This window comes from Rothia koreensis, from assembly GCF_004136575.1.
Lineage (GTDB): Bacteria > Actinomycetota > Actinomycetes > Actinomycetales > Micrococcaceae > Rothia > Rothia koreensis.
This window is the reverse complement of sequence record NZ_NOIQ01000003.1, coordinates 98,102-124,287: the sequence shown is the minus strand read 5'-3', so window position 1 is coordinate 124,287 and position 26,186 is coordinate 98,102. Positions and strand designations below refer to the sequence as shown.

Below are 26,186 nucleotides of genomic sequence, written 5' to 3'. Positions count from 1 at the left end.
CACGTGGACTGCGAGGGTCTCGACTCCCAATGTTGTCACCAAAGACCTTACGCCGCCATTCTGATTTCACCGATTTATTGCCTCGGGCCCCAGAAATCTGACCTGCGTTCTTTCTTTTCGCCGCGTTCGGCCTTCGTCCGCCGCCGGGTCCAGCCCAGACTCTCGGCCAGAATGCGCATCGGCGGGTGGGGTGGCGACCCCAGCACGCGACGCAGCCGAGCGACCGTTCCGGAGGCCAGCAACCACATCCATCCGGCCACGGCAGCGATGAGGCCGACCGGCAACAGCAGATTCACGTGGTTTCCCGGCGCGGGCTCAGGGGCTGCCACGGGGGCTATGCGCTCCCCCGCCCGGTGTTCTTCGGCAGGGGGCTCGCTGGGTTCGTCCGTCGGATCCGCCCGGCGATGGACTTTGGCCCAGGACTCCACGGATCCCAGAGGATTCTTGCGTGTGCCGGACACGTCCTCATCGCGCGACAGGGCCGCCATCGGGTCGACCATCCCGTATCCGTACTGCGGGTCCCGGCCTTTGTCTCCGCGGTCCTCGGCCGTGTCGATGAGACGCCGAATGATCTGCGCGGACGACTCGTCGGGGTACTTCTGCCTCATCAGCGCCAGAACACCCGACACCATCGGTGCCGAGGCGGAGGTACCGGACCAGAGACCGTACTTGTTGTTCGGCAGGGCACCGATGAGGTCTTCGCTCGGTGCCGCAACGGCCAGGGAGATCCCTTGCGCCGAGGAGTCCCAGGACGTCTTGCCCTGGCGGTCCACGCCGCCCACGGAAACCACCCCTGGGATGGTCGATGGGGCGCCCACCTGCGTCACACCCGACCCCCGGTTGCCCGCCGAGGCGACCACCACGACGTCGTGGTCCTGGGCGTACTGGAATGCCTTGTCCCAGGACTCGGGCCAGTCCGTCTTCGACGAACCGACCGAGAGGTTCACAACCTTCGCCCCGGAGTCGACCGCTTCCTCGACGGCCCGGGGAATCTGGTCCTCGACCGACACGTTCCCCGGATTCTGCGTGCCCAGCCAGACCGAGATCGGGACGACGGTCGCCTCGGGGGCGATACCTATCATTCCGAGTCCCTGGCCGGGCTCGCCTCCAGTTTGCGCATCGCCCCCATGCCCGGCGTGGCCGTGTCCGGCGATCATCGATGCCACGAGGGTTCCGTGCTCCGGTTCGGCGCCGACCGGCTTCCAGCCGTCCGGGCTGCCTCCCCCGGAGACGTCCTTGCCGTCCAGAACATTGCCGGAGAGGTCCTGGTGATTGCCATCGACGCCCGTATCGATCACCGCGACCTTGACCCCTTTGCCGGTCGCTTGTTTCCACGCGGAACGGATTCCCAGTTCGTCGAGCCAGTACTCCCGCTTCCTGACTTCTTCGTCCGTGCGGTCGGACGACGACGGCGCGGAAGGTCCCGACTCAGCTTCGGCGGCCGCGACCGGAACGGTCGAGGCGATCGTGACGACCGCCAGAGCCGCGAGCCACCGAAGGGCCCAACCGTGCCGCATCATGGTTCAGGTCCGTTTCCGTGCCTCGGCCACGGACAACGCGATGCCGTCCAGGATGTCGTGCTCGCTGGCGAGACACGTGGTGACCGCGCCGTCGGTGATTTCGGCGACCCGTTCGGCGATCCGCGCCCAGATCTGCGCGCCCGCCCCGATGACATCGGCACGTCCCTCGTGCATGATGCCGAGGTCGGCCCTCTCGGCACGGGTCATGCGAGTCAGGGCCTCGGCGGCCGACGAGACGGCGTCGATACTCAGCTCGCTGCCGTGGATGCGCTCGGCGTCGTATTCGGAGAGTCCGAGGGCGTAGGCCGTCAGGGTCGTGACCGATCCGGCCACGCCGACCAGCCTCGTGGTCGTGCGCACGGGGACGGCTTCGAGAACGGACGTGACCGCGACGTCGACGTCGCCCAGAAGCATGCGCACTTGGCCGTCCGTCGGTGGATTCGAGCTGAGGTGGCGTTCGGTCAGCCGCACGCAACCGATATTGACCGACCGTGAGGCGAGCACGCCCGAGGCGTCCCCGAGAACGAACTCGGTGGAACCGCCGCCCACGTCGACCACCAGGTCCCGGCCCTCGCCCACGGGCCCGATGGTTGCGGCCGCGCCCCGGAAGGACAATTCGGCTTCCTCCGATCCCGAGATCACCTCGGGAACGACGCCGAGTCGCTGGTTGATCCCTTCGACGAACGCGTGACGATTCCCCGCATCGCGGGTCGCGCTGGTCGCGACCATCCGCACGTGCTTGACCTTGTGCTTCTCGATCAACCGCGCGTATTCCTCGGCAGCCGCAAAGGTGCGGTCCAAGGAGTCCTGGGCGAGCCAGCCCGTGGCGTCCACCCCCGCCCCGAGACGCACGACGCGCATCTCGCGGACGACGTCGGTGACGACGGGCGGTTCCCCTTCCGAGGACGCCTTCTTGACGTCCGCGATGAGAAGGCGAATGGAATTCGTACCGCAGTCAATGGCGCCGACGCGCATGTTCTCTCGTACTCCTCAGGACTCGTTCGGCAAATCTTCGTCACGGCGCCACGCGGGGTCGCACGCGCAGCGTTCCGGGGTCCACCACTGTTCGATCGCGCGAAAGGTCTCGTCCCCGAAAGGATTGATGCCCGTGCCGACCGAGAGCGTGTGCCCGAGGACCGCGTGCAGGCACTTGACCCGTTCGGGCATCCCTCCGGCGGAGATCCCCTCGATCTCGGGCACGGGATCCGTACCGGACGCGAGACGGACCCTCTCCCGCTCCGCCAGATAATTCCGGTGCGCGGCCTGGTAGGCGTCCGCGACCTCGTCGTCCTGTGCGATCCGGTCGGTCATCTCGTACATCAGCCCCGCGGCCTCCAACCGTGAGGCGGCCTGCGTGATGACCGGATGGGCGAGATAGAACACGGTGGGAAACGGGGAACCGTTGGACAAGCGGGGGGCCGTGGCGGCAACCAGCGGATTTCCGCACACGCAACGCGCCGGGATCTCGACGACGTCGCGCACCGGACGCCCCAGCTCCCGGGAGAGGACCAGCAGGTCCGTCTCGGTCGGTGCGAGGGTGTCCCGGCTCGCGCCGAACCCTCGAGGCTGGTGAGGGGCTGGATTCTGAGTCACCGGATTCCTTCGCGGGATAGATCGTTCACGGTTGCCAAGGGATCACTCGGCGGATTGGGACAGCGAGGACCAGAGATTCTCGCCCCAGGAGGGTGGGCTCGAGATGACCGCCTCGGCCGACGAATCGTCCGCCTGATCGCTGGTCTTGTCCTTGCCCGTCACGATGTACGGGGTTTCGCCGGGGCTGACGTAGGACAGGCGCTCCCGGGCCTGCTGGCGAACGTAGTCGTCGTCGTTCCAGCGGTCCTTCTGGTCCTTGAGGTCCTTCTGCTCGTCCTTGAGCCCCGAGATCTGCTGTTCCAGGCTGTTGATCTCGGCCTGCTGAGCAAAATAGCGGTGCACCGTGGGCGCCAGGGGGACGACCAGCGCCAGCACGATCAGCAGAAGCAGAACCGTTCGTCCCGAAAAGGACCTGGCTGCGACGGGTTCTGGGGCCTCTTCGACGTCGCTCCAGTCCTCGCGGCCCATCTGGTTCTCGTCAGACGTGGCGGCGTCCTCCTCGTCCGCACGCTCGACCACGCGGCGCTGCCGCCACGAGCCGAATCCGAACGGCTCCTTCGCCGTCGACCCGCCCGCACCCGGTGTCTCCGGGTCCTGGGCCGGGTCCCCCGTGGAGGTCCCCTCGGACCGGGCCTGCCCGGAACGGAGGCGGCGCGATACCGCGGAGAAGGGATTCTTCATAGCGATCGAACCTCTCGGAGCGGGGGAAGAAGCTTTCGAGCCCTTACTCTACCGAAAGACGCCCCGCCGGGCGGAACCCGGCGGGGCGTCGGAGCGGTCATCCCGCAGGAATCACTTGGAGGCGTTGAAGCGCGGGAAGGCAGCCGCGCCCGCGTACTTGGCGGCCGCACCGAGCTCTTCCTCGATGCGCAGGAGCTGGTTGTACTTGGCCACGCGCTCGGACCTGGCGGGCGCGCCGCTCTTGATCTGGCCCGAATTGGTCGCGACCACAATATCCGCGATGGTCGTGTCCTCGGTCTCCCCGGAACGGTGCGAGACCATGCAACGGAACTCGTGGGTCTGCGCCATGCTGATGGCGTCGAAGGTTTCGGTCAGGGAACCGATCTGGTTGACCTTGACGAGCAGGGCGTTCGCGGCGCCGGATTCGATGCCCTTGCTGAGGCGCTCCGGGTTGGTCACGAAGAGGTCGTCGCCGACGATCTGGACCTTGGTGCCCAGCTGTTCGGTGATCGTCTTGTAGCCTTCCCAGTCGTCCTCGTCCAGCGGGTCCTCGAGCGAGACGAGCGGGTAGGCGTCTACGAGCTCGCCATAGTAGGCGGTCATCTCTTCGGCGCTCTTCCGGCCGCCTTCGAAGGAGTAGGTGCCGTCTTCCTTGTTGTAGAACTCGGAGGAGGCGGCGTCCAGCGCCAGAGCCACGTCCTTGCCCGGAGCGTAGCCCGCCTTCTCGATCGCTTCGACGATCAGGTCGAGTGCGGCGCGGTTGGAGTCAAGGTTCGGGGCGAAACCGCCTTCGTCTCCCAGCCCCGTGGCCAGGCCGCGATCCTTCAGCACGGACTTGAGGCTGTGGTAGACCTCGGCACCGTAGCGCAGCGCCTCGGCGAAGGTCGGGGCGCCGATCGGGGCGATCATGAATTCCTGGATGTCCACGTTGGAGTCCGCGTGAGACCCGCCGTTGAGGATGTTCATCATCGGAACCGGCAGAACGTGCGCATTCGGTCCGCCGAGATACTTGTAGAGGGGAAGGTCGGAGGCTTCGGCCGCCGCGCGCGCCACGGCCAGGGAAACTCCCAGAATCGCGTTGGCTCCGAGCTTGGCCTTGTTGTCGGTTCCGTCGAGCTCGAGCATTGCGGCGTCCACGGCCCGCTGATCGGCCGCGTCCATGCCGATGACGACCTCGGAAATCTCATCGATGACTGCCTTGACCGCGTCCAGAACGCCCTTGCCGAGGTAGACGGATTTGTCCCCGTCACGACGCTCGACCGCCTCGAACTCACCCGTGGAGGCGCCGGACGGCACGGCCGCGCGGCCGAAGCTTCCGTCATCGAGCAGAACCTCGACCTCGACGGTCGGGTTGCCTCGGGAATCGAGGATCTGGCGCGCGTGGACGTCGATGATGATAGCCATCTGAATGCTCCTAGAAAATCGTGAAGGATGAATTGGCTCTTCGATACCGAGCCTAGTGAGTTTGTGGGAAATTCTGAACTTGTCCCCCGTGACGGCACCGATACCCAGGGCCATCGTATCGAATTCCCACACAATCGGACATGAAGTCAGGCATTCCCACGGTTCTGCGCCACGTACTCCCTGACGGCACGCCGCAGGGCCCGTTCAGGATCGACCCCGAGATCCCGCGCCTCGGCCACCATCCGCAACAGATCACGTCCCATCCGCTGCTCTGCTTCGTCGGCGGACCCGGGGACCACCGATTCCGGTGAAACCTGCCGCGCAGGCCGCTCGCCCGGTTCCTGTGTCCTGGGTTCCCGCACCGGTTCCACGGGCGACGCCGGGGCCGCGTCCGTCGGAAGGGCAAGCCCTGCTTTGGCGGCCTTGTTGAGCGTCTTTTCTCCCAGGGCGAGCGCCGGCAGAGCGGGAGGGATGCCGTCGAACGGGTCCTTGCGGTCCGGCTTCTCGACCTTTTTGATCTCGTCCCACCGTCGAGTCAGGGCTTCCAGGCCGTCGTCGTCCGAGGTGCCCGTCTGGGCGCCGTCCGTGGTTGCCCGTTCTTCGAACACGTGCGGGTGCCTGCGGACCATCTTCGCGTTCAGGGCTTCGATGACGTCCACGATCGAGAAGCCGTCCTCGGCTTCTTCGGCAACCCGTGCGTGAAAGACGACTTGGAGCAGGACGTCGCCCAGTTCTTCGAGCAGCAGCGCCCGGTCGACGCCGCCCGGCGTCTCAATCGCTTCGACGACCTCGTAGGCTTCCTCGATCAGGTACCGCACGAGGGACTCGTGGGTCTGTTCGCCGTCCCAGCGGCACCCTCCGGGAGACCGGAGCCGGTCCATGAGCACCACCAGGTCGGCGAAGGCAGACCCGGCCGTCGGCCGGTCGTCTCCGGAAGCTGCCTCGAAGCGGTGGTCGGTGCGCGTCATGACCCGACCACCGGGGCATCGGAATAACCGGCCATCACGCGCTCGATGAGATCGTCACGGTCGCCGGCCGAGAGGAACGTGGCCTCGGCGGCGGTCACGGTCAGAGCCAGGAAATCCTCGCGGTCGTATCCGAAGACCCCGGCCAGTTCCATGAACTCGTGGGTCATGGAGGTCCTCGACATCAGTCGGTTGTCCGGATTGACCGTCACCGCGAATCCGAGTTCCCTGAGCAGCTCAAAGGGGTGGTCCGAGTATTTCTTGGCCCTGGGCCGCTCCCCCGCCGGGTAGTCCCGGCCGATCGCGTCGAGGCTCGGGGCGGCGTCGGTCTGAAGGTTGGAACACGGGCACAGTTCCAGGGGAATTCTCCGGTCCCTGACCCAGGACGCGAGGGGTCCGAGGGCATAGACCGCCGTCGCGGGCGGCGGCGAAAGATCGCGACGGCGGGGCAACCGGGAAACGTTCTCTCCCAACGTTCCGCGCGGCTCGCGGGGGCTGAGGTCCTCCGCGATGCGCACCCCGTGACCGATCCTCAATGCCCTGCCGTCGAACAAGGCCTGTTGCATCGATGCGAGCCCGTCCGCCTCGCCGGCATGCACCGTGACCGGAAGGAAGTTCTGCGCGCAGTGCTCGAGTGCGGCCCGATGCTCCGAGGCTGGGAAACCGGCCTCGGGACCGGCCAGGTCGAATCCCACGACGCCGCGGTCCCTGTTCCGCACCGCCGCTTCCGCGACCTGGAGCGAACGATCGTTCTGCCTCATCGCGCAGATGATCTGACGGATCGAAATGCGTCGACCGCGGTCGGCGGCTTCCGCCTCCCCTGCGCGAAGGCCCCGGTCGACCGCCTGAATCGCGGTGTCCAGATTCAGATCGGAGCCCAGATGCTGCTCCGGCGCCCACCGAACCTCGCCGTGGATGACGCCGTCGGTCGCCGAATCCAGAACGTACTCGCGGGCGACACGCTCGAGCGCCGACACGGACTGCATGACCGCGACGGTGTGTTCGAAGGTCTCGAGGTACCGCGCGAGAGACCCCGAATCGGCTGCCTCTGCGAACCATTGCTCCAACCCGGCCGGCTCATGGCTCGGAAGCTCGTGCCCGATCTCGGCCGCCAGCTCGATCACGGTTGTCGGGCGCAGCGCGCCGTCCAGGTGGTCGTGGAGGCAGACCTTCGGGAGGGACGCGAACCATCCCTCATCGTGGGCCGGTTCCGGCCACGGCGTCACCACCTGGGCGCTCACGGGACGAGCCGCCGAGTCATCCGCACGGTCATCCTCGGGTCAGAGGCTCCACTGGGTGAGCGCATCGGTCATGTGCTCCGGGATATTCGCACCCGTCCGCGGGAACATCCGCAGCTCCTCGATGTACTGCTGGGCCGGCAGGCGGTCCTTGTACTTCACGAAGCTCTCCTCGTCCTCGTAGGAGAAGGAGACCTGCGGCGGAACGCCGGGAGTGAAACGGAACATCATGGCGATCGGCGATCCCGCGCCCTCCTGGTAGGAGTCCGACTTGAGCTCCAGGATGTGCAAGGCTTCTTCCGGGATGAGGTCGAAGGTCTTCCGCTGGTCCCAGAATCCGTTGCGGCGCACGTGGGTCAGGGCGTCGTAGTAGGACCCGAGTGCGCGCACGCGGATCAGCACGGTCGACACGTCCCTGGCCGTACCGTTCGGGCCGAAGAGGGTCTTCTGAGCCTCTCCGATGCGCTTCAGCACGTCGGCCTCGGTCAGGACGAGGTTGCCGGGAGCCAGCTGGGTCGTCGAGGGCTTCTGCGGCCCGGTCTGCTCGGAGCTCGAGTACGAGGGTGCGACGTCGGTCTGATCGGCCGTCGAGGGGACGGAATCCGGAAGATCGGCCGCGACGTTCGACGACGACGCGGAATCCGAGCGGCCGTCCTCCCCGTCCCACTGGGAGTCCTCGACGACGTCGGGAACCGGTTCGGATGCATCCGGGGTCCCGCTCTTCCCCGATGCGGCGGCGGCGGAGTCCTCCGAGGGCGACGCGGAGGACTTGTTCGTTCCGGATCCCGCGGAAGCGGCCGCGCCGCCCGCCACGGCACCGGCAGCGACACCACCGGCAGCCGCACCGCCCACGGCGGCACCGCCCGACGTCGCGTCCTTGCTCGACTTGTCGGCGGGCTGTCCGCCCTTGGCGTTGGCTTCGGAGAAGGACGAGGTCGTGGCCGAGTCCGCCTCGTTGGAGGCCCCGGCCTCCGTGCTCGGAGCATCCGTCACGGCACGAGACTTCTCGGTTCCCGAAACGACCTGGGTCCTCGAGTCGTTCGAGTCCACGCTGTCCTTCGACGAACCTGCGTCCTCGGGCGTGCCCAGGACCGCGTTCGCGTCGTCGCGTCCGGATTCATTGGTCGCATCCGACTTGCGTGCCTCGGCGTCGTCCGCCACGGCGTCGAGCGCTTCGCCGCGCTCCTGGTCGGTCGAGGTGGAGGCGCCCTGCTTCGGTCCGCTGGCTGCCGTTCCGGCTGCGGCTCCCGCCGCGCCGCCGGCGGCGGCGCCCGATGCGGTCGCGGTCCCCGCCTTGCTCGCGGACGTCGAGCCGGATGCCTCCTCGGACCCCGAGGCGTCGGATTCTCCGCCGCGGGAGAGCGTGGTCGGCAGGGTCTGCGTGTAGGCCTCGCGAACCTGCTCGTCGGAATTCGGGTAGGTGTACTCGACCTCCACCGAGCGTCGGCCCTCGCGCACCGAGGAGATCATGATCTCGGCACGGCGCCAGGGGCCGTTCTCGCTCGCCTGCGCCGCCGTGTAGAGCTTGGCGACGGCGTCGAACCAGGGCGACTGCGTATCGACCGTGGTCTTGCGTTCTGGCTTCTCGCTCGGGTCCATGACCGCGGTCATTTCGTTGCCCCGCTGATTCAGCTGGAGCGTGGCCACGCGGTCGGACTCCATCATCTTGACGATGTCCGGAAGGCCGTTGGTCGTCGGAAGCTCGGGGCGGTCCGGCAGAGCCCGAACTTCCGAGCCGGCAGTATCTTCGTCCTGCCGCTCCGTTCCGTTCAGCTCATCGTCCGAACGCCGCACGGCGTCGTCGTCCGAGTTCTTGCGGAAAAGCTTGAAAGCCACGACTCACCTTGATTTTCTGCGCCCGCACGGGCGCCTCGAGATCTGCCCCACTCGCACGGGACAAGAATGTTGAACCCTATTCTGCCGTCAGTCTATCGAGGATCAGGGGCCTTGCGACATCCACCGGGCCCGATGAAGAAATCTCAAAGCCGCCGTCCAGAGTTTTCAGGGCTCGGTCGAAGCGCTCTGGCGTGTCGGTCAGCAGGGTCATCAGGGGCTGGCCCGCCTCGACCCGGTCACCCGGCTTCGCGTGCAACCGGACTCCCGCACCCGCCTGCACCGGATCCTCCTTGCGGGTGCGTCCGGCCCCGAGCCTCCACGAGGCGGTGCCCACGGCCAGCGCATCGAGGCGGCTCAACGTGCCCGATTGCGGTGCGGTCAGAACGTGCGACTCGCGTGCCGTGGGAAGCGCGGCCTCAGGGTCTCCGCCCTGCGCACGAATCATGTCCTTCCAGACGTCCATGGCCCGCCCGTCCGCGAGCGCCTCGGCCGGGTCCTCGTCGATTCCGGAGGCCAAGAGCATTTCCCGAGCAAGCGCCACGGTCAGCTCCACGACGTCGTCGGGCCCGCCCCCGGCGAGGACCTCGACCGATTCCTCGACCTCGATCGCGTTCCCGACGGTGAGCCCCAAGGGGGCGGACATGTCCGTCAGCAACGCCGTGGTGCGCACCCCCGCGTCGTCTCCGAGATCGACCATCGTCTGCGCGAGCAGTCTGGCCGAGGCTTCGTCCTTCATGAAGGCCCCCGGGCCCACCTTGACGTCCAGGACCAGGGAATCCGTGCCCTCGGCGATCTTCTTGGACATGATCGAGGAAGCGATCAGCGGAACGGCTTCGACCGTTCCGTTCACGTCGCGCAACGCATACAGTTTCTTGTCCGCCGGGGCCAGCCCGGTACCGGCCGCGCAGATCACGGCCCCGACGCTCCCCAGGATCCGCATCATGTCCTCGTTGCTGAGGGACGCCTGCCACCCGGGGATCGATTCCAGCTTGTCCAGTGTGCCCCCGGTGTGCCCGAGCCCCCTGCCGGAGAGCTGCGGCACGGCGACCCCGTAGACGGCCACGAGGGGTGCGAGCGGCAGCGTGATCTTGTCCCCCACCCCGCCGGTCGAGTGCTTGTCGGCAGTCGCGATCTTGCCCCGCGGCCCGAGGATCGGGGAAAAGTCCAGTCGCTCGCCGCTGGCAATCATCGCTCGCGTCCAACGAGCGGTCTCCTCCGGCTCCATGCCCCTGAGATAAATCGCCATAGCCAGCGCGGACATCTGTTCGTCCGCGACCGTGCCCCTCGTATAGGCGTCCACGACCCAGTCGATCTGGTCTGCGCTCAATGACCCGCCGTCACGTTTCGTGCGGATGACGTCGACCGCGTCGAATTCTTCGCTCATCGCTCAGGTGTCCTTTGCTCGGGGTGGTCGGGGAGGTTGTCGGTATCAGGTCGGCCGGACGTCGAATCCGCCGACGTCGTGCGGGCCGAAGGCTTGGGGAAGCACCTCGTCCATGGTTCGCGGTCCTTCCGGGGTGAGGATCCTCATCTCCGGCGCGCAGTGCTCGTTCAGCAGCTGACGGCATCGTCCGCACGGCATGATGATGTCCTCCGCGCCGTTGAGGCACACGAAGTCCGTGAGCCTGCCGCCGCCCGTGCGGAACAGATCCGAGACCATCGAGCATTCGGCACACAGCGTCACGCCGTACGAGGCGTTCTCGATGTTGGCCCCGACGACGATCCGGCCGTCCTCGGTTCGGCCGGCGGCGCCCACGGGATAGTTCGAGTACGGGCTGTAGGACCTTCCGAGGGCCTCGCGGGCCGCATCGATCAACGGCCCCCACCGGGGATCGTCGACAGGGGGTGTGCTCATGCGATCACTCCTTGACATACGGGACGCCGCTGGCGGCGGGTCCGCGGGAACGGCCGACCAGCCCGGTCACGGCCGCGATGGTCACCAGGTACGGCAACATGGCCAGGAACTGGCTCGGAACCGTGGTCCCGAGAAGGGACAGGACCGACTGCAGGTTGGTCGCAAATCCGAAGAGCAGCGCGGCGAACAACGCGCCGAACGGGCGCCACCTGCCGAAGATCAGTGCGGCCAACGCGATGTACCCCTGGCCGGCCGTCATGTCCTTGTTGAAGGAGGAGACCGAGACGAGCGTGAAGAATGCGCCGCCCATGCCTGCCACGGCGCCGGCCACCAGCACATTCCAGAAGCGCAGACGGTTGACGTTGACTCCGAGCGTGTCGGCCGCCTTCGGGTGCTCGCCCACCGCACGGGTTCGCAATCCCCACCGGGTCCTGGTCAGGCAGTACCAGATCAGGAAGACGACGCCGTACATCAGGTACACGATCACGGACTGGTCGAACAGCACCGGGCCGATCACCGGGATCTTCGACAGCACCGGCACCGCGTAATCCGGCAGGTGGTCCGGGGCATTCAGACCGACATTGGAGCGCGAGAGCACCGTCGAGTAGAGGAAACCCGTCAGACCGGAGACCAGCACATTGACCACAACGCCCACGATCACCTGGTTGACCAGGTACTTGATCGAGAACACGGCCAGGACCAGGGACACCAGAACTGCTCCGAGCATCGCGGCGAGGAGACCTACCCAGGCATTGTGCGACACGGATCCGGCAACGGCCGCGGAGAACGCACCGAACAGCAATTGCCCCTCGATCGCGATGTTCACGACGCCGCTGCGTTCGCACAACAAACCGGACATCGACCCGAAAATCAGCGGCACGGCGAGCGTCAGTGAGCCCCCGAGCAAACCGGGCAGGGAAAGACTGTTGCTGTCCGCGTGGCTGACCGCCCACACCAGCATGGCGATCACGAAGGCCGCCCAGAACACTGCCGTGCACCACCAGGGAACCTTGCGTCCCTTCGAGCCGGCCGTCCACGCGACGGCGGCCATACAGATCGCGACGACGGCGAGCACCCAGCCCGTCACCCGGGACCCCAGGGCGACGTCGCCCAGGCGTATGGTGTCTCGAGTCTCCGAGAGCCTGAACACGACCGTGTCGTCGGCCGCGCTGATGGCGCAGACCAGCAGGGTGACAAGGGCAAGGACCGTGAAGATGATGGCGGTGCGCCAGTGCCTGACCACGGTCTTCTCCGGTTCGGAGGACTCGGGTGGCCGGACAGTGTTTCTGTTTTCCTGGACGGCGGTGCTCACTGGGCTGCTCCTGCCTTGGGTGCGGATGCCTTGCGGGCCTTTTTGTCGCGGCCGGTCTTCGACGGGTCGGGCAGGCGGAAGATCGCGCGGACCAGCGGCGGGGCCGCAATGAACAGAACGATCAACGATTGGACCACCAGAACGATGTTGATGTTGGTTCCGGTATTCGTCTGCATCGCCACTCCCCCTGCACGGAAGGCGCCGTAGAGAAGGCCGGCCCAAAAAGTCCCCCAGGGTTTCGACCGTCCGAGGAGCGCAACGGTGATCGCGTCGAATCCGAAGGACGCCGCGACGTCGCCCGTCAGGACCTTCTCCGTGCCCGAGATCTGGGAGACTCCGGCCATCCCGGAGAGACCACCCGCCATGACCATCACGACGATGTATCCGGCGGTCACGTTGATTCCCGCGGTCTTCGATGCTTCGGGGTTCGAGCCGACCGCGCGAAGCCGGAATCCGACCGTGGAGCGGTTGATCATCCACGAAACCAGCAGGACCGCCAGGATGGCCAGAACGAATCCCCAGTGGAGCCGGAAGGAGTCGCCGAACAGCCTGGGCAGTTGTGCGCTCCGGTCAATCTGCGGAGAGATCGGGTTCGTGGATCCTTCCCTCTGGAATCCCGGCGTAGTGAGGACGTACAGGACCAGGTTCAGGGCCACGTAATTGAGCATGATGCACAGGATCACTTCGTGGGCACCGGTCTTCGCCTTGAGCAATCCGACCAGACCACCCCACACGGCACCGCCGAGCATGCCCCCGACGATCACCAGGATCAGGTGTATCGCTACCGGCAGGTGCCAGCTGAATCCGATGTACCCGGCCACGATGGCGCCGAGGATGATCTGCCCCTGGGCGCCGATGTTGAACAGGCCCGATCGGAACGAAATGGCGACGCCCAGGCCAGCGAAGATGAGCGGTGTCGCAATGGTCAGCGTCTCGGTCAGAGGATAGATCCGTTGGGTCCAGTCCTCGCCGTGCGGGTCGAAGATTGCACCTTCGAACAGCGCCACGTAGGCCGAGCTGGCGGCCTTCCACGCGGCCTCGAAGGTGTCGCTCGGACGGTTGAAGAAATAATTCATGCGGGTCAGCACCCGCTGGTCCGTGAAGACGATGAGAAGTCCGCCGACGACGAGAGCGGCGATCAGCGCGGCCACGGAGAGAACGAGCGGCGACGACGTGAAACGGTACGCCAGAGACGGCTTCTCCGGCCCCGAGGCCCAGGGCGGTGTGACGGGAGCGGCCGCCGCACCTTCGGAGGCCGCTCCCGCGCCGTCCACGGGCGGCGCGACGGGCTGCTGCGACTCTGACGAGCTCATGCGGGCTCTCCTTCGGTGGTGTTCTGGACCGCGGGCTGCGGCGCGTTCGCCTGGAGCTCTTCCGCCGTGGCACCGGCCATCATCTGTCCGAGCATCTCGCGCGGAACGTCCGGGCCCACGATGCCCATCAGGCGTCCGTGGTGGAATACGGCGATACGGTCCGCGAGTGCATAGACCTCATCCAGCTCGGTCGAGACGATCACGACCGGGGTTCCGGCGTCGCGCTCGGCGACGATCCGCTCGTGGATGAATTCGATCGATCCGACGTCCACCCCGCGCGTCGGTTGGGAGGCGACGAGGAGCTTGAGCGGCCTCGAAAGCTCCCTGGCGACCACGACCTTCTGCTGGTTGCCGCCCGAGAGCGTCGCCACATGGTCGGACACCGAATTCATCCGGATGTCGAAGGCCGCTGCCTTCTTGCGCGCGTTGGATCTGATCGCGCCGCGCCGGAGCGACGGCCCGGCAGAAAACTGCTTGGTGTCGAATTGATTGAGCACCAGGTTTTCCTCGATGCTGAAGGCCCCGACCAGCCCGTCGACGGTTCTGTCCTCAGGGACGAAGCCGACGCCGGAGTCGATGATCTTCTTGGTGGTCATTCCCAACAGGTCCTCACCGTCCAGGACGATGCGTCCCGTGGCCTTCGGGTGCAGGCCCATGACCGTCTCCGTGAACTCGGTCTGGCCGTTGCCCTGGACACCGGCGATCGCGACGATTTCGCCGCCGCGGACGTCCAGGTCGATCCCATCGAGAACCGTGACCCCCGTGTCCGAGACGAGGGAGAGATCGCGAACAGAAAAGGTGTTGTCACCGTACTGTGGGGCTTCCTTGTCCACGGTGAGGTTCACGTCGTGGCCCACCATCATGGAGGCCAGTTCGGTCGTCGCGGCGGTCGGGGCCACGGTACCGACGACCTTGCCGCGACGGATCACGGTGATCTCGTCGGAAACCGCACACACCTCGCGCAGTTTGTGGGAGATGAACAGCAATGATTTTCCGTCGTCGCGCAGCTGGGCCATGATCGCCAACAACTCGTCGGTTTCCCCCGGCGTCAGTACGGCGGTCGGCTCGTCGAGGATGAGAATCTCCGCGTCGCGCACCAGGGCCTTGATGATTTCGACCCGTTGCTGCACGCCCACGGGCAGGTCCTCGACGACGGCGTCCGGGTCGACACGGAACCCGTACCGGTCCGAGATCTCACGGATGCGGCGACGCGTCTGTTCGAGGTCCAGGCTGGTGCCCCGCGTGGATTCGGCGCCGAGGGCCACGTTCTCGGCGACCGTGAAGACCGGGACGAGCATGAAGTGCTGGTGGACCATCCCGATGCCGGCTCGCATGGCCTCTCCGGGACCGGCAAACCGTTTCTCCTGCCCGTCCAGCAGGATGTGGCCCTCGGTCGGTTCGTACAGACCGTAGATCACGTTCATGAGGGTCGATTTTCCGGCCCCGTTCTCCCCCAGGAGGCAGTGCACGGTTCCCGGTTCGACCACGAGGTCGACCGAGTCATTGGCCGTGAACGCGCCGAAGCGTTTCGTCACTGACCGCAATTCGAGTTTCATCGTCGAGGGTCCTTACTGCTTCTTGACCGGGCTGGCCTTGGATTCGACAGGGACCTCTCCGTTGCTGATCCTGGTCTTGAGGTCCTTCAGCTCATCCTTCATGTCGTCGGAGACGTTGCCCGACTGGTCATGGAACGGAGCGAGCCCGACGCCGTCGTTCGCGAGGTCTCCGATGTACGGCTCATTGGTGAACTTGCCGTCCATGTCGGCGACGTAGGCGTCCTCGACCGCGTCGCCCATCTTCTTGATCACCGAGGTCAGAACGTACTCCTGGCCCCCGGCGAGGGTTTCGTATCCGTCCGAGTCAACCCAGATGATGCGGGCCGGGTTCTTGGGTTCGTCTGTGTTGAACCCATTGACGGCGTCCATGGCCCCGTTGCCCACGGGACCCGCCACGGGCATCACGATGTCGGCGCCCTCGTTCAGGAAGTTCTGGGTGGTCGTCTTGCCCTTGCCCGTGTCCTCGAAGTCGCCGGTGAAGCTCCCTGTCTGCTTGTCGACGTCCCAGCCCAGCAAGGACACGTCCTTGCCCTTCTGCTGGTTGTAGTAGTTGACCCCTTCGGCGAATCCGTCCATGAAGATCGTGACCGTGGGGATCTCCTGTCCCCCAAAGGTCGCGACCTTGCCGGTCTTGGTCGACCCTGCGGCCAGGTAGCCGGCGAGGAAGGCCGCCTGCGAGGTGTCATAGACGATGGGCCGGACATTGGGAAGGTCGATCGAGTCGTCGTCCACGGTCGCGAAGTGCTTGTCCGGGTGGGCCTCCGCGGTGGATTTCGTGACGTCCGACAGGTTGAAACCGACCGTGACGGTCAGACCGCACCCGCCCCGGACCATGGAGCTCACGTTGGGCTCGTAGTCCGTGATGGCCTGGGACTCTGCCTGCTTGGTCTCGATGCCGTAGTCGTCCTTGGCCTTCAGCAGGCCTTCGTAGGAGTTCTGATTGAAGGAGCGGTCATCGAAGCCGCCGGAGTCCGAGACGATACAGCCGGTGTAATCGGAGCGGTCCTGGGCAATGTCCGCGTCTTCGTCGGGTGCGGGCGCGCATCCGGTGAGCAAGAGCGCCGATGCGCTGATGATGGCGCCGCCGGTCACCAACGTTCGGCGCAGGCCCTGGGGGAAAAGGACGGGCATGAGGTACCTCCGGGTGCGTCGCCGACCACGTGGCGGCGGATTCCCTGCCCGTGCGGCGGCCGCGAATGATCTGCGGTGTGCACCACAGTGTAGCCCCTCATAAGCCCTTTTGCTGGGAGCCTCCCGGGTCGGAACTCAGAGTTTGCCCTGATCGCCACGCCGTTGGTGGTTGATGGCCCGCAGAGCGGTCGCGGTCATGACACGCACGCCGCACTCGATGGCCCGCTCGTCCGCCACGTAATCCGCCTGGTGCAGGTCGTAGGTCTGTCCACCCGGCGGGCGTGTTCCGAGCCGCATCATCGACCCCGGCACCTCCTGGAGCATCCACGCGAAGTCCTCGCCGCCCATCGACTGTTCCATGAGAACCACGGAGTCCTCCCCCAGCTCGGCTCGCGCCGCGTTCTCCAGCAAGGTGGTTTCGGTCTCCGTGTTGACCACCGGTGGGACGCCCTGGACGTGTTCGAGTTCGACCTCGACGCCGTAGGGAGCGGCAACCTGCTCGACCACCTCGTCCAGCAGCTCCGCGGCCTTGTACCACGCGTCCGCGTCCAGACACCTCATGGTTCCGGCCATGTAACCGGTGGCCGGAATCGCGTTCGGGGCCACCCCGGCCTCGATCTGCCCCCAGACCACCAGGACCCCGGCTCTGACATCGAGGTTCCTGGACAACACCGCAGGAACGTTGATCGCGATCTGGCCCATCGCGTAGATCAGGTCCTCCGTGAGGTGGGGCCGGGATGTGTGGCCCCCGTGTCCACGAACGGTCAATTTGATCGTGTCGGTCGCCGACGTGATCGCACCGATGCGCGTGCCCACTTGACCGACGTCGACCTTCGGCTCGCAATGGAGCGCGAAGGCACGCGGAACGTCCTTCAGTACGCCCTCCTTGATGACCGAGACTGCACCCCCGGGAAGCTTTTCCTCGGCGGGTTGGAAGATGATGCGGACCGTGCCGGCCAGTGGGGCAGACGAATCGATGTCCGCCAGGGTCAGGGCGACGCCGAGCATGACGCTCTGGTGGATGTCGTGGCCGCACGCGTGCATGACCCCTTCGTTGATCGAGGCGAAGTCCAGTCCGGTGTTCTCCTCGATGGGCAGTGCATCGATGTCCGCACGCAGCGCGACGGCGATCGGCCCCCGGCCGATGTCCACGTAGCACCCGGTGTACTTGAAACGCACCGGGTGGAGCCCCGCCTGCTCGAGGCGGGCCATGATGCGGTCGGTCGTCCGATGCTCACGGAAGGACAGCTCCGGGTGCTGATGGATCGTGCGACGGAACTCGATCAGCTCATCCACGAACTTGGCGACGAGCGGAGTGACGTGCAGCGGACTTCCGGATGCTGAGAGTGACGGACTATTACCCATACAAGCGACCTTAGCGCCCGGACCCGGGTTCGCGCCCACGTTGCAAACGTGTCAGAACATGACGACGCCGCCCGCGTCCCCTGGGGAACGCGGGCGGCGTCGTTGATTCGCTGCGGTGCGGCGTCGCGTCAGAAGGCGCGGGCCAGAACCGCCTGCTTGACCTCGGCAATCGCCTTGGTGACCTGGATGCCGCGGGGGCAGGCCTCGGTGCAGTTGAAGGTCGTCCGGCAGCGCCACACGCCTTCCTTGTCATTGAGGATCTCCAGGCGCAGGTCACCGGCGTCGTCACGCGAATCGAAGATGAAACGGTGAGCGTTGACGATCGCCGCCGGTCCGAAGTACTGACCGTCGGTCCAGAAGACGGGGCACGAAGACGTGCATGCCGCGCAGAGGATGCACTTCGTCGTGTCGTCGAACCGGTCCCGGTCTTCCTGGGACTGGTAGCGCTCGCGCTCCGGCTCGTGTCCCTCGTTCATGAGGAACGGCATGATCTCGCGGTAGGACTGGAAGAAGGGCTCCATGTCCACGATCAGGTCCTTCTCACAGGGCAGGCCCTTGATCGCTTCGACCGTGACCGGCTTGGACAGGTCGAGGTCCTTCAGAAGGGTCTTGCATGCCAGTCGGTTGCGGCCGTTGATGCGCATCGCGTCGGAACCGCACACACCGTGGGCGCAGGAGCGGCGGAACGACAGCGACCCGTCGATCTCCCACTTGACCTTGTGCAGTGCGTCCAGGACTCGGTCCGTGCCGAACATCTCCAGCTCGTAGTCCTCCCAGTGCGCCTCCTCGGAGACCTCGGGATTGTAACGACGGACCTTCAAGGTCAGGTTGTACGTGGGGATCTCTCCCCCGCCACCGGACTCACCCGGCAGATCGACCTTCGAAGCCGGCTCGGCTGCTTCCTTTTCCTGAGTAGTCATTAGTACTTACGCTCCATCGGCTCGTAGCGGGTGAAGATCACCGGCTTGGTCTCGAGGCGAATGCCGGCGACGCTGTCGGTCTCGGCACCTTCGTCCAGGTAGGCCATCGAGTGCTTCATGAACTTGTCGTCGTCGCGGTTGGGGAAGTCCTCGCGGAAGTGGCCTCCGCGGGATTCCTCGCGGTGCAGGGCCGCAACGGACATGACCTTGGCGAGCTCCAGCAGGAAGCCCAGTTCCACGGCCTCGAGGAGATCCAGGTTGAAGCGCTTGCCCTGGTCCTGGATCTGGATGTGCTTGTAACGCTCCTGGAGATCGGCGATCTTGTCCAGCGCGTTGTGGATCGTGTCGGCCGTGCGGAACACCTGCATGTCGGCGTCCATGACGTCCTGCAGTTCCTTGCGGAGCACGGCCACCTTCTGGTCGCCCTTGCCGTTGCGCATGAGGTCGAGCAGATCCTGCGTCGGCTGGGCCGCGTCCTCCGGGACGGGCAGGAAGTCCGCGGTCGCCGCGTACTCCGCAGCCTTGATTCCGGCGCGCTTGCCGAACACGTTGATGTCGAGCAACGAGTTCGTTCCCAGGCGGTTGGAGCCGTGCACGGACACGCAGGCGACCTCGCCCGCCGCGTAGAGTCCGGGGACCGTCTCCTCCGAGTTGCGGTACACCTCCGCGTCGATGTTGGTGGGGATGCCACCCATCGCGTAGTGGGCCGTCGGGAACACCGGGACGGGCTCGGTGTACGGCTCGACGCCCAGGTAGGTGCGCGCGAACTCGGTGATGTCCGGGAGCTTGGCGTCGATGTGCTCCGGCTCGAGGTGGGTCAGGTCCAGCAGGACGTAGTCCTTGTTGGGCCCGCACCCGCGGCCCTCGCGAACCTCGTTGGCCATCGAGCGGGCCACAATGTCACGCGGGGCAAGGTCCTTGATCGTCGGGGCGTAGCGCTCCATGAAGCGTTCGCCCTCGGAGTTGCGGAGGATTCCGCCCTCACCTCGGGCCGCCTCGGAGACCAGGATGCCCAGCCCCGCGAGACCCGTCGGGTGGAACTGGACGAATTCCATGTCTTCCAGCGGCAGGCCGTTGCGGAAGGCGATGGCCATGCCGTCACCGGTCAGCGTGTGCGCGTTCGAGGTGGTCTTGAAGATCTTGCCGCAACCGCCCGAGGCGAAGACGATCGACTTCGCCTGGAACACGTGGACTTCGCCGGTGGCCAGATCGTAGGTCACGACGCCGGACGGCCGGGGCTTGCCGTCGACCTCGGTCATGACCAGGTCGAGCACGTAGTACTCGTTGAAGAACTCGACGTTGTGCTTGACGCAGTTCTGGTACAGCGTCTGGAGAATCATGTGGCCCGTGCGGTCCGCCGCGTAGCACGCACGGCGAACGGGCGACTTGCCGTGGTCGCGCGTGTGTCCGCCGAAGCGACGCTGGTCGATCCGACCCTCGGGGGTGCGGTTGAACGGCAGGCCCATCTTTTCGAGGTCCAGCACGGCGTCAATGGCTTCCTTGGCCATGACCTCGGCGGCGTCCTGGTCCACCAGGTAGTCGCCACCCTTGATGGTGTCGAAGGTGTGCCACTCCCAGTTGTCTTCCTCGACATTGGCCAGCGCCGCACACATTCCGCCCTGGGCCGCACCGGTGTGCGAACGGGTCGGGTAGATCTTGGTCAGTACGGCGGTGCGGGCGCGCTGGCCGGATTCGATGGCTGCGCGCATACCGGCACCGCCGGCACCGACGATGACCACATCGTACTTGTGAAGCTGCATTCTTGGATGCTCTTTCCTTGTTGAGTCTCTGTAGGTGTGGGGCGGAGCGCCGTCCTGCCCCGGCGTCGTGATCCGGCCGCGGCTACGGTGCCGGGCAGAAGGACGGAACCAGCGAGGGATCTGCTCCCGTGGGGCACGGGGAGAAGGTGAAAATCACCAGGGTGCCGACGAGCAGGATGAACCCGGAAGCGAGGAAGAGCAGGGTCTTGAGCCAGAAACGGGTCCTGTCCTTCTCGGCGTAGTCGTCGATCACGGTGCGCACGCCGTTGGTCCCGTGGATCATGGCCAGCCAGAGCATGATGAGGTCCCAGGTCTGCCAGAAGGGATTGGCCCACTTGCCTCCGACGAAGCCGAAATCGATCGCGTGGACCCCGTCTCCCATCATGAGGTTGACGAAAAGGTGCCCGAAGATCAGGACGATCAGCAGAACACCCGAGACGCGCATGTACAGCCACGCGAACATCTCGAAGTTGTTGCGCTTGGAGCCCGAGCGGTTGTACTTGATGCCATCGACGCTGTTGTCCCGGCTCCTGGGGACCGCGATGCGAGTTTTCAACGGAGTTGCCATGGGTTAGTGACCTCCAAAAACGATGGCGAGGTGGCGGACGAGGAACGGCACGACGGCAATGACCCAGAGGATCAGCACGCCCCACAGCATCGCTTTCTGGTTCTTGGCCCCGTTCTTCCAGAAGTCGATCAGGATGATTCGGAGACCGTTGAAGGCGTGGTAGACGATCGCGGCGACCAGGCCCGCCTCGCCGAGACCCATGATGGGGTTCTTGTACGTGGCAATCACGTGGTTGTAGGCCTCCGGGGAAACCCGGACGAGTGCCGTATCAAGCACGTGGACAAGCAAGAAGAAGAAGATTGCGATGCCTGTGACGCGATGAGCCACCCAGGACCACATGCCCTGGCGGCCTCTGTAGAGGGTGCCCTTGGATGTATTCGGCACTGAATAACCTCCCTGTTTCATCAACCGGAGGGCCGCGGCGTCGGTCTTCCTTCCGGCGAGGGGCCCACGAATGCACTGCCACTGCGCAGACCGGGCGGGCCCGGGCGTCATGAGTGAGCGAGTTCTCCTGTCAGATTACCAGCAGCCGGAACGCTTAGTGACACCATGTCGACGCCGCTCTCCCGCGGCCTTCCGGGGAGAATAGGCCACAGTTTCTTGGCCTAATGCCGTGCTTCCCACTCATTCCGCCGATGCGATCGAGAGGGGAATCCGGAGTTCGGGTCGAGGCGCCCCGAAGGCACGCACGACGCCCTTGCGATTTATGACGAACGCAACCGGTACGATGTGTGCGATGAAAGCACCACATGCGCACTTCCACCCGTTTGTCCCGGCCGGTGGTGTCGGGTCCCGCCTTTGGCCTCTGTCCAGGGCCGATGCACCGAAATTCCTGCTCGATCTGACGGGCAGCGGACACTCGCTCCTGCGCTCGACCTACGAGCGCCTGATCGATCTCAGCTCCAGTGGTGTGATGATTGTCACGGGGCGCACCCATGCGCAAGCCGTGCGGAGCCAGTTGCCCGAATGTTCCGAGTCGGATCTGGTGCTGGAGCCCTCTCCCAAGGATTCTGGTGCGGCCATTGGGTTGGCCTCGGCGATCATCAGCCTCCGGGACCCCGAGGCCATCGTCGGCTCGTTCGCGGCGGATCATGTGGTGGAGCCGACGGAGGAATTCCACCGCGTCGTCGAAGAAGCGGTGCAGACCGCGGCCACGGGCCGCATCGTGACCATCGGCATCACACCGACCTCCCCTTCCACGGGGTTCGGCTACATCCGCGCGAGCGAAAGCCTCGGCCTGGAGGCCGCGCCGTCCGCGATGAAGGTCGACGAATTCGTGGAGAAACCGGACGAGGACACCGCACGCTCGTACGTCCGCAGCGGTGAGTACACATGGAATGCGGGCATGTTCGTTGCCCCGGCCAAACTCCTGCTGAGCCATCTGGCGGCGAACCAGCCCGAGTTGCACGCGGGCATCATGGAGATCGCCGAAGCCTGGGAGACCGACGAACGCGACGCGGTCATGGACCGGGTTTGGCCCAGCCTGCCCAAGATCGCGATCGACTACGCGGTGGCCGAGCCTGCGGCCGCGGCGGGCGACGTCGCGATGGTCCCCGCCTCCTTCACCTGGGACGACGTCGGGGACTTCGCGGCCATCAGCCGACTCAACCGCGCCGTGAACGTGGACGAGGTTGCCGTGATCGGCAAGAACAAGAGAGTCATGACGGACAACGCCTCCGGCATCGTCGCCTCGGACACCAGCCGCATCGTCGCCTTGATCGGGGTCGAGGACATCGTCGTGGTCGACACCCAGGACGCACTGCTGGTCACGACCCAGGAGCACGCCCAAAGGGTCAAGGATGCCGTCAATGCGCTCAAGGAGAACGGGGACACCGACGTCCTCTGATCCGCGTCGGCACGGGCTCGAGGGCCTGGTCTGCGGCCGGGAGCGTCGTCCCCCGATCGGGCGTCCGGTGCGAGGCGCTCAGCGGAGGTCGACGCGGCCCAGGGACCGCCACCCGGTTTCGTCACCGATGTAGGCGTCCAGCCCAGTGACCGGGAACGTCGCGGTGAAATCCCGGAAATCTGCCAACGCGGCCTCGAGCGTCCGCCGGCCCTCGTTCTGCGTCAGCGTCATGTGCGGGTGATAGAGAAACGGCGATGCGCTGTCCAAAAGTTTCAGGCACCGGTTGTGCAGTTCGTGGAGAAACTCCGTGCCCTCCCCCACGGACAGGAAGACCACGTCACTCATCGGACGGAACGTCCCGGTTCCGGTGAGGGTGATGCGCCCCGGACCGAGCCCCAGGCACTGATCCTCGAATTCCGAGAGGAACCGTTCGGCGCTTTCCTCCGGACGCTCGCCCAACTCCGCGATGAATACCGTGATGTGCAGAGGGTGCCCCGGGTGCGAACAATGGTGGGATCGCCATTGCATGACGTCCTCGTGCACGCACGCGGGCACGTCCAGGACAAGGCTCAGATAGCTCTTGCCCGGAAGAATCGTGGGGCTCACACCGATCTGTCCCCGATCGGCGGGACCCGTTGAGACCTTGGTTTGCACTACTCAGCCCCGCGGTGCAAGGAATCCCATATGTTCATAGGCTGACGCAACGGTCGGAGCCGCGATCTCCCGCGCCTTGGCCGCTCCGATGGCCAGCAACCTGTCCAGTTCGGCCGGGTCGTCCATGATTTCCAGGGTGCGTTCCCTGATCGGACCGAGGACGTCCACGGCGACGTCGGCCAGGCCAACCTTCAGGTGGCCGTACATCTTGCCCTCGTACTCGGCGACAATGTCCTCGACGGACCGACCGGTCAGGGACGAATAAATGGTCAACAGGTTCGAAACGCCCGGCTTGTTCTCCCGGTCGAAGCGAATCTCGGTGCCGTCGTCGGTCACCGCGGACTTGATCTTCTTGGCCAGCTTCTTCGGATCGTCCAGCAACCAGATGATGCCGCTCTCCGAGGCCGCCGACTTGGACATCTTCGCCGAGGGATTCTGCAGGTCGTAGATCTTGGCGGTATCGCCGAGGATCTTGGCCTCGGGAACCACAAACGTCTCGCCGAACCGGGCGTTGAATCGCTGGGCGAGATTGCGGGTCAGCTCGAGGTGCTGCCGCTGGTCCTCCCCCACCGGTACCTGATCGGTCTGGTACAGCAGGATGTCTGCCGCCATGAGCATCGGATAGGCGTACAGGCCCGCCGAGGTGTTCTCTGATCCCTGCTTCGCGGCCTTGTCCTTGAACTGCGTCATGCGGCGGGCCTCGCCGTCTCCGGTGATGCAGGTGAGCAGCCACGCCAATTGGCTGTGCTCCGGGACATGGGACTGGACGAAGAACGGCGTCGTCGTCGGATCGATACCGGCGGCGATGTACTGGGCGGCGGTCTTCCTGGTCCGTTCCGCGAGATGCTCGGGGTCCTGCGGGACCGTGATCGCGTGGAGGTCCGGAATGAAATAGATGCACTCGTTCTCGGCCTGCATGTCCACCCAATTGCGGACCGCCCCGACGTAGTTGCCCAGGTGAAGGGAGTCAGCCGAAGGCTGCGCACCGGAGAAGACTCTCGGTGCGCCGGTGGATGCGTTGGGGATGGTGCGTTCTGTCATGCTGTTCTTTTCTGCTCTCTGCGGCCCCGAAGCCCACCGGTTCCGGCGGGCTCGGGAGGCGCAACGTCTAGAAGTGGTAGTCGACCACGAGCGGGGCGTGATCAGAGAAGCGGGTGTCGTAGCTCGGGGCCCGATCCACCACGGCGTTCTGCGCGGCCTCCGCCAGGGCCGGGGTCGCCATGTGGTAGTCGATCCGCCAGCCGGCGTCGTTGTCGAATGCCTGCCCCCGGTAGGACCACCAGGTGTACGGGCCCGGCACCTCGCCCGCCAGGCCGCGGGCGACATCGCGGTATCCGAGGTCGCCGAAGAACCGGTCGAAGTAGGCGCGCTCCTCAGGAAGGAACCCGGCGTTCTTGACGTTGCCCTTCCAATTCTTGATGTCGAGCTCGGTGTGCCCCACGTTGAGGTCGCCGACGATCAGAGCGTGGTCCGAATGCTGCGCGAGCGCCGGGAGTCGTTCCACCATCACATCCAGGAACCTGTACTTGTCGTCCTGGCGCTCCGTGCCCACCTCGCCCGAGTGGACGTAGGCGGAGACCACCGTGAGCGTCTGCCCGTTGGGCAGTTCGTAGTCGGCTTCGACCCATCGCCCCGCGTGGGCGAAGTAATCGACGCCGATGTTCTCCCGCGTCGCCACGGGCTGACCGGACAGCCGGGAGGGCCGGTTTTCGGTGTCCTTGCGGGTCGCAATCGCAACACCCGCGCGGCCCTTGGCCTCGGCCTCGGCGTGCAGGATGTCCCAGTCCTCTTCTCCGAGGAGTTCGCGGAGCTTCGCGTCAGGAGCCCTCACCTCCTGGAGGCAGAGGACATCGATGTCCCTGTTCTCGAGCCAGTCCCCCATGGTCTGTTTCTTCTTGGGGTTGTAGGCGGCCCGAATACCATTGACGTTCACGGTTGCGATGCGCAGGCTGTTGGCGTCCCTGGCGGTCTGGTCCATAAAGTCTCGGCCTTCCTCGTGATTCTTCCGCTGGTTCGCACACGGTCCCGCCGTGCGGATTCAGACGTGCTCGTGGACGATCAATGCTTTCGCAACCGGCTGGTCGAGTGGTTCTAGTCCACGACCGTACCGTCGACGGTGTCCTGGGACTGAACCATACCCATCCCGTTCTTGGCCGTGAAATTGATGGTGTCGATGGCCCGGTCCACGACTTCCTGGTCCGCCTGGTCGCCCTTGGCAAGTTCTTCCTTGAGGACCTTGTTCTGGACCAGCACGATCTGGAAGGAATGCGCGAGTTTTTGGTCACGCATGGCGTCAGCTTCGGGAACCGCTGAGGTCCCGGACGAGGGCGCACGCATCTGGGCGTCCTCGAGATCGCTCTGCAACTTCCTGACGGCGTTCTTCCCGAAGCGGAGCGTTCCCCGGACCAGGAAGAGGGCGTAGGCCGCGAGCGCCAACCAGCCGAGAGCGATGGCCGCCAGGATCCAGCCCAGCACGGACTGCTCATTCGCGGCGGAAATCACGGCGAAGACGAAGATCAGAACCATCACCGCCATGCCGATCACGGTGGCCCAGAAGGCTCTTCCGCTGGCCGCGCTTCTGGTCTGTGCATTGCCCACACGGGCGTCTGAAGTTCCGATCGGTTGCATGGCCCCCATTGTACAAGTCCGCGGCCGGGCGTTTTCCGCCC

The 26,186-nt window shown here is 65.6% G+C and carries 24 protein-coding genes; 1 reads left to right on the top strand and 23 read right to left on the bottom strand.

What is annotated here, in order from left to right:
• Nucleotides 1-74: 74 nt before the first annotated feature.
• The 19 genes from EWU68_RS05140 to sdhC form a co-directional block, all read right to left on the bottom strand.
• Nucleotides 75-1,520, bottom strand: a complete 1,446-nt coding sequence (locus tag EWU68_RS05140; protein ID WP_129315043.1) for a S8 family peptidase — start codon at nt 1,518-1,520, stop codon at nt 75-77.
• 3 nt (nt 1,521-1,523) lie between these two features.
• Nucleotides 1,524-2,495, bottom strand: coding sequence for a Ppx/GppA phosphatase family protein (locus EWU68_RS05135; protein WP_129315042.1), 972 nt, complete (start codon nt 2,493-2,495; stop codon nt 1,524-1,526).
• Between the two features lie 15 nt (nt 2,496-2,510).
• On the bottom strand, nt 2,511-3,113 hold the full coding sequence (locus EWU68_RS05130) for a DUF501 domain-containing protein (RefSeq protein ID WP_129315041.1): 603 nt from the start codon (nt 3,111-3,113) through the stop codon (nt 2,511-2,513).
• A 42-nt stretch (nt 3,114-3,155) separates the two neighbouring features.
• A complete protein-coding gene (locus EWU68_RS05125) occupies nt 3,156-3,794 on the bottom strand; it encodes an FtsB family cell division protein (RefSeq protein ID WP_129315039.1) in 639 nt (212 codons plus the stop codon).
• 111 nt (nt 3,795-3,905) lie between these two features.
• Entirely contained in the window at nt 3,906-5,198 is a 1,293-nt protein-coding gene (gene eno, locus EWU68_RS05120; protein ID WP_129315037.1) for a phosphopyruvate hydratase, read from the bottom strand.
• Between the two features lie 146 nt (nt 5,199-5,344).
• A complete protein-coding gene (locus tag EWU68_RS05115; RefSeq protein ID WP_129315035.1) occupies nt 5,345-6,166 on the bottom strand; it encodes a nucleoside triphosphate pyrophosphohydrolase in 822 nt (273 codons plus the stop codon).
• Nucleotides 6,163-7,404, bottom strand: a complete 1,242-nt coding sequence (locus tag EWU68_RS05110; protein WP_238692332.1) for an adenosine deaminase — start codon at nt 7,402-7,404, stop codon at nt 6,163-6,165. The genes EWU68_RS05115 and EWU68_RS05110 overlap by 4 nt, the downstream gene beginning before the upstream one ends.
• Before the next feature lie 39 nt (nt 7,405-7,443).
• Nucleotides 7,444-9,237 (bottom strand): hypothetical protein, encoded by a 1,794-nt coding sequence (locus EWU68_RS05105; RefSeq protein ID WP_129315033.1) that lies wholly within the window; start codon nt 9,235-9,237, stop codon nt 7,444-7,446.
• A 76-nt stretch (nt 9,238-9,313) separates the two neighbouring features.
• Nucleotides 9,314-10,621: a thymidine phosphorylase gene (locus tag EWU68_RS05100; RefSeq protein ID WP_129315030.1), complete on the bottom strand. Its 1,308-nt coding sequence runs from the start codon at nt 10,619-10,621 to the stop codon at nt 9,314-9,316.
• A gap of 45 nt (nt 10,622-10,666) precedes the next feature.
• Nucleotides 10,667-11,092, bottom strand: coding sequence for a cytidine deaminase (locus EWU68_RS05095; protein ID WP_238692331.1), 426 nt, complete (start codon nt 11,090-11,092; stop codon nt 10,667-10,669).
• Between the two features lie 4 nt (nt 11,093-11,096).
• On the bottom strand, nt 11,097-12,404 hold the full coding sequence (locus EWU68_RS05090) for an ABC transporter permease (RefSeq protein ID WP_129315027.1): 1,308 nt from the start codon (nt 12,402-12,404) through the stop codon (nt 11,097-11,099).
• A complete protein-coding gene (locus tag EWU68_RS05085) occupies nt 12,401-13,717 on the bottom strand; it encodes an ABC transporter permease (RefSeq protein ID WP_129315025.1) in 1,317 nt (438 codons plus the stop codon). The genes EWU68_RS05090 and EWU68_RS05085 overlap by 4 nt, the downstream gene beginning before the upstream one ends.
• Nucleotides 13,714-15,273, bottom strand: a complete 1,560-nt coding sequence (locus EWU68_RS05080) for an ABC transporter ATP-binding protein (protein WP_129315023.1) — start codon at nt 15,271-15,273, stop codon at nt 13,714-13,716. Before EWU68_RS05080 ends, EWU68_RS05085 begins: the two co-directional genes overlap by 4 nt.
• A gap of 12 nt (nt 15,274-15,285) precedes the next feature.
• Nucleotides 15,286-16,404 carry a BMP family lipoprotein gene (locus tag EWU68_RS05075; RefSeq protein ID WP_129315020.1) on the bottom strand — a complete coding sequence of 373 codons (1,119 nt, stop codon included), beginning with the start codon at nt 16,402-16,404 and terminating at the stop codon, nt 15,286-15,288.
• 135 nt (nt 16,405-16,539) lie between these two features.
• Complete coding sequence (locus EWU68_RS05070; RefSeq protein ID WP_129315018.1) at nt 16,540-17,769, bottom strand: amidohydrolase; 1,230 nt, start codon at nt 17,767-17,769, stop codon at nt 16,540-16,542.
• 128 nt (nt 17,770-17,897) lie between these two features.
• On the bottom strand, nt 17,898-18,689 hold the full coding sequence (locus EWU68_RS05065) for a succinate dehydrogenase iron-sulfur subunit (protein ID WP_129315016.1): 792 nt from the start codon (nt 18,687-18,689) through the stop codon (nt 17,898-17,900).
• On the bottom strand, nt 18,689-20,449 hold the full coding sequence (gene sdhA / locus EWU68_RS05060; RefSeq protein ID WP_129315014.1) for a succinate dehydrogenase flavoprotein subunit: 1,761 nt from the start codon (nt 20,447-20,449) through the stop codon (nt 18,689-18,691). Before sdhA ends, EWU68_RS05065 begins: the two co-directional genes overlap by 1 nt.
• Before the next feature lie 82 nt (nt 20,450-20,531).
• Nucleotides 20,532-21,017 (bottom strand): succinate dehydrogenase hydrophobic membrane anchor subunit, encoded by a 486-nt coding sequence (locus tag EWU68_RS05055; protein WP_129315012.1) that lies wholly within the window; start codon nt 21,015-21,017, stop codon nt 20,532-20,534.
• A gap of 3 nt (nt 21,018-21,020) precedes the next feature.
• The gene (gene sdhC / locus EWU68_RS05050) at nt 21,021-21,422 is read right to left on the bottom strand and encodes a succinate dehydrogenase, cytochrome b556 subunit (protein ID WP_129315108.1); all 402 of its coding nucleotides are present in this window, start codon (nt 21,420-21,422) and stop codon (nt 21,021-21,023) included.
• Between the two features lie 331 nt (nt 21,423-21,753).
• Between sdhC and EWU68_RS05045 the strand changes: the two genes are divergently transcribed.
• Nucleotides 21,754-22,863, top strand: a complete 1,110-nt coding sequence (locus tag EWU68_RS05045; protein ID WP_238692330.1) for a mannose-1-phosphate guanylyltransferase — start codon at nt 21,754-21,756, stop codon at nt 22,861-22,863.
• A 78-nt stretch (nt 22,864-22,941) separates the two neighbouring features.
• Here the strand turns inward: EWU68_RS05045 and EWU68_RS05040 are convergent, their stop codons facing one another.
• The 4 genes from EWU68_RS05040 to EWU68_RS05025 all read right to left on the bottom strand — a co-directional run bounded on the left by EWU68_RS05040 (nt 22,942) and on the right by EWU68_RS05025 (nt 26,145).
• Nucleotides 22,942-23,469, bottom strand: coding sequence for a 2'-5' RNA ligase family protein (locus EWU68_RS05040; protein WP_129315008.1), 528 nt, complete (start codon nt 23,467-23,469; stop codon nt 22,942-22,944).
• 51 nt (nt 23,470-23,520) lie between these two features.
• Nucleotides 23,521-24,558 carry a tryptophan--tRNA ligase gene (gene trpS / locus EWU68_RS05035; protein ID WP_129315006.1) on the bottom strand — a complete coding sequence of 346 codons (1,038 nt, stop codon included), beginning with the start codon at nt 24,556-24,558 and terminating at the stop codon, nt 23,521-23,523.
• Nucleotides 24,559-24,625: 67 nt separating this feature from the next.
• Nucleotides 24,626-25,495 carry an exodeoxyribonuclease III gene (locus tag EWU68_RS05030; protein WP_129315004.1) on the bottom strand — a complete coding sequence of 290 codons (870 nt, stop codon included), beginning with the start codon at nt 25,493-25,495 and terminating at the stop codon, nt 24,626-24,628.
• A 113-nt stretch (nt 25,496-25,608) separates the two neighbouring features.
• Nucleotides 25,609-26,145: a hypothetical protein gene (locus EWU68_RS05025; RefSeq protein WP_129315002.1), complete on the bottom strand. Its 537-nt coding sequence runs from the start codon at nt 26,143-26,145 to the stop codon at nt 25,609-25,611.
• Nucleotides 26,146-26,186: the final 41 nt, after the last annotated feature.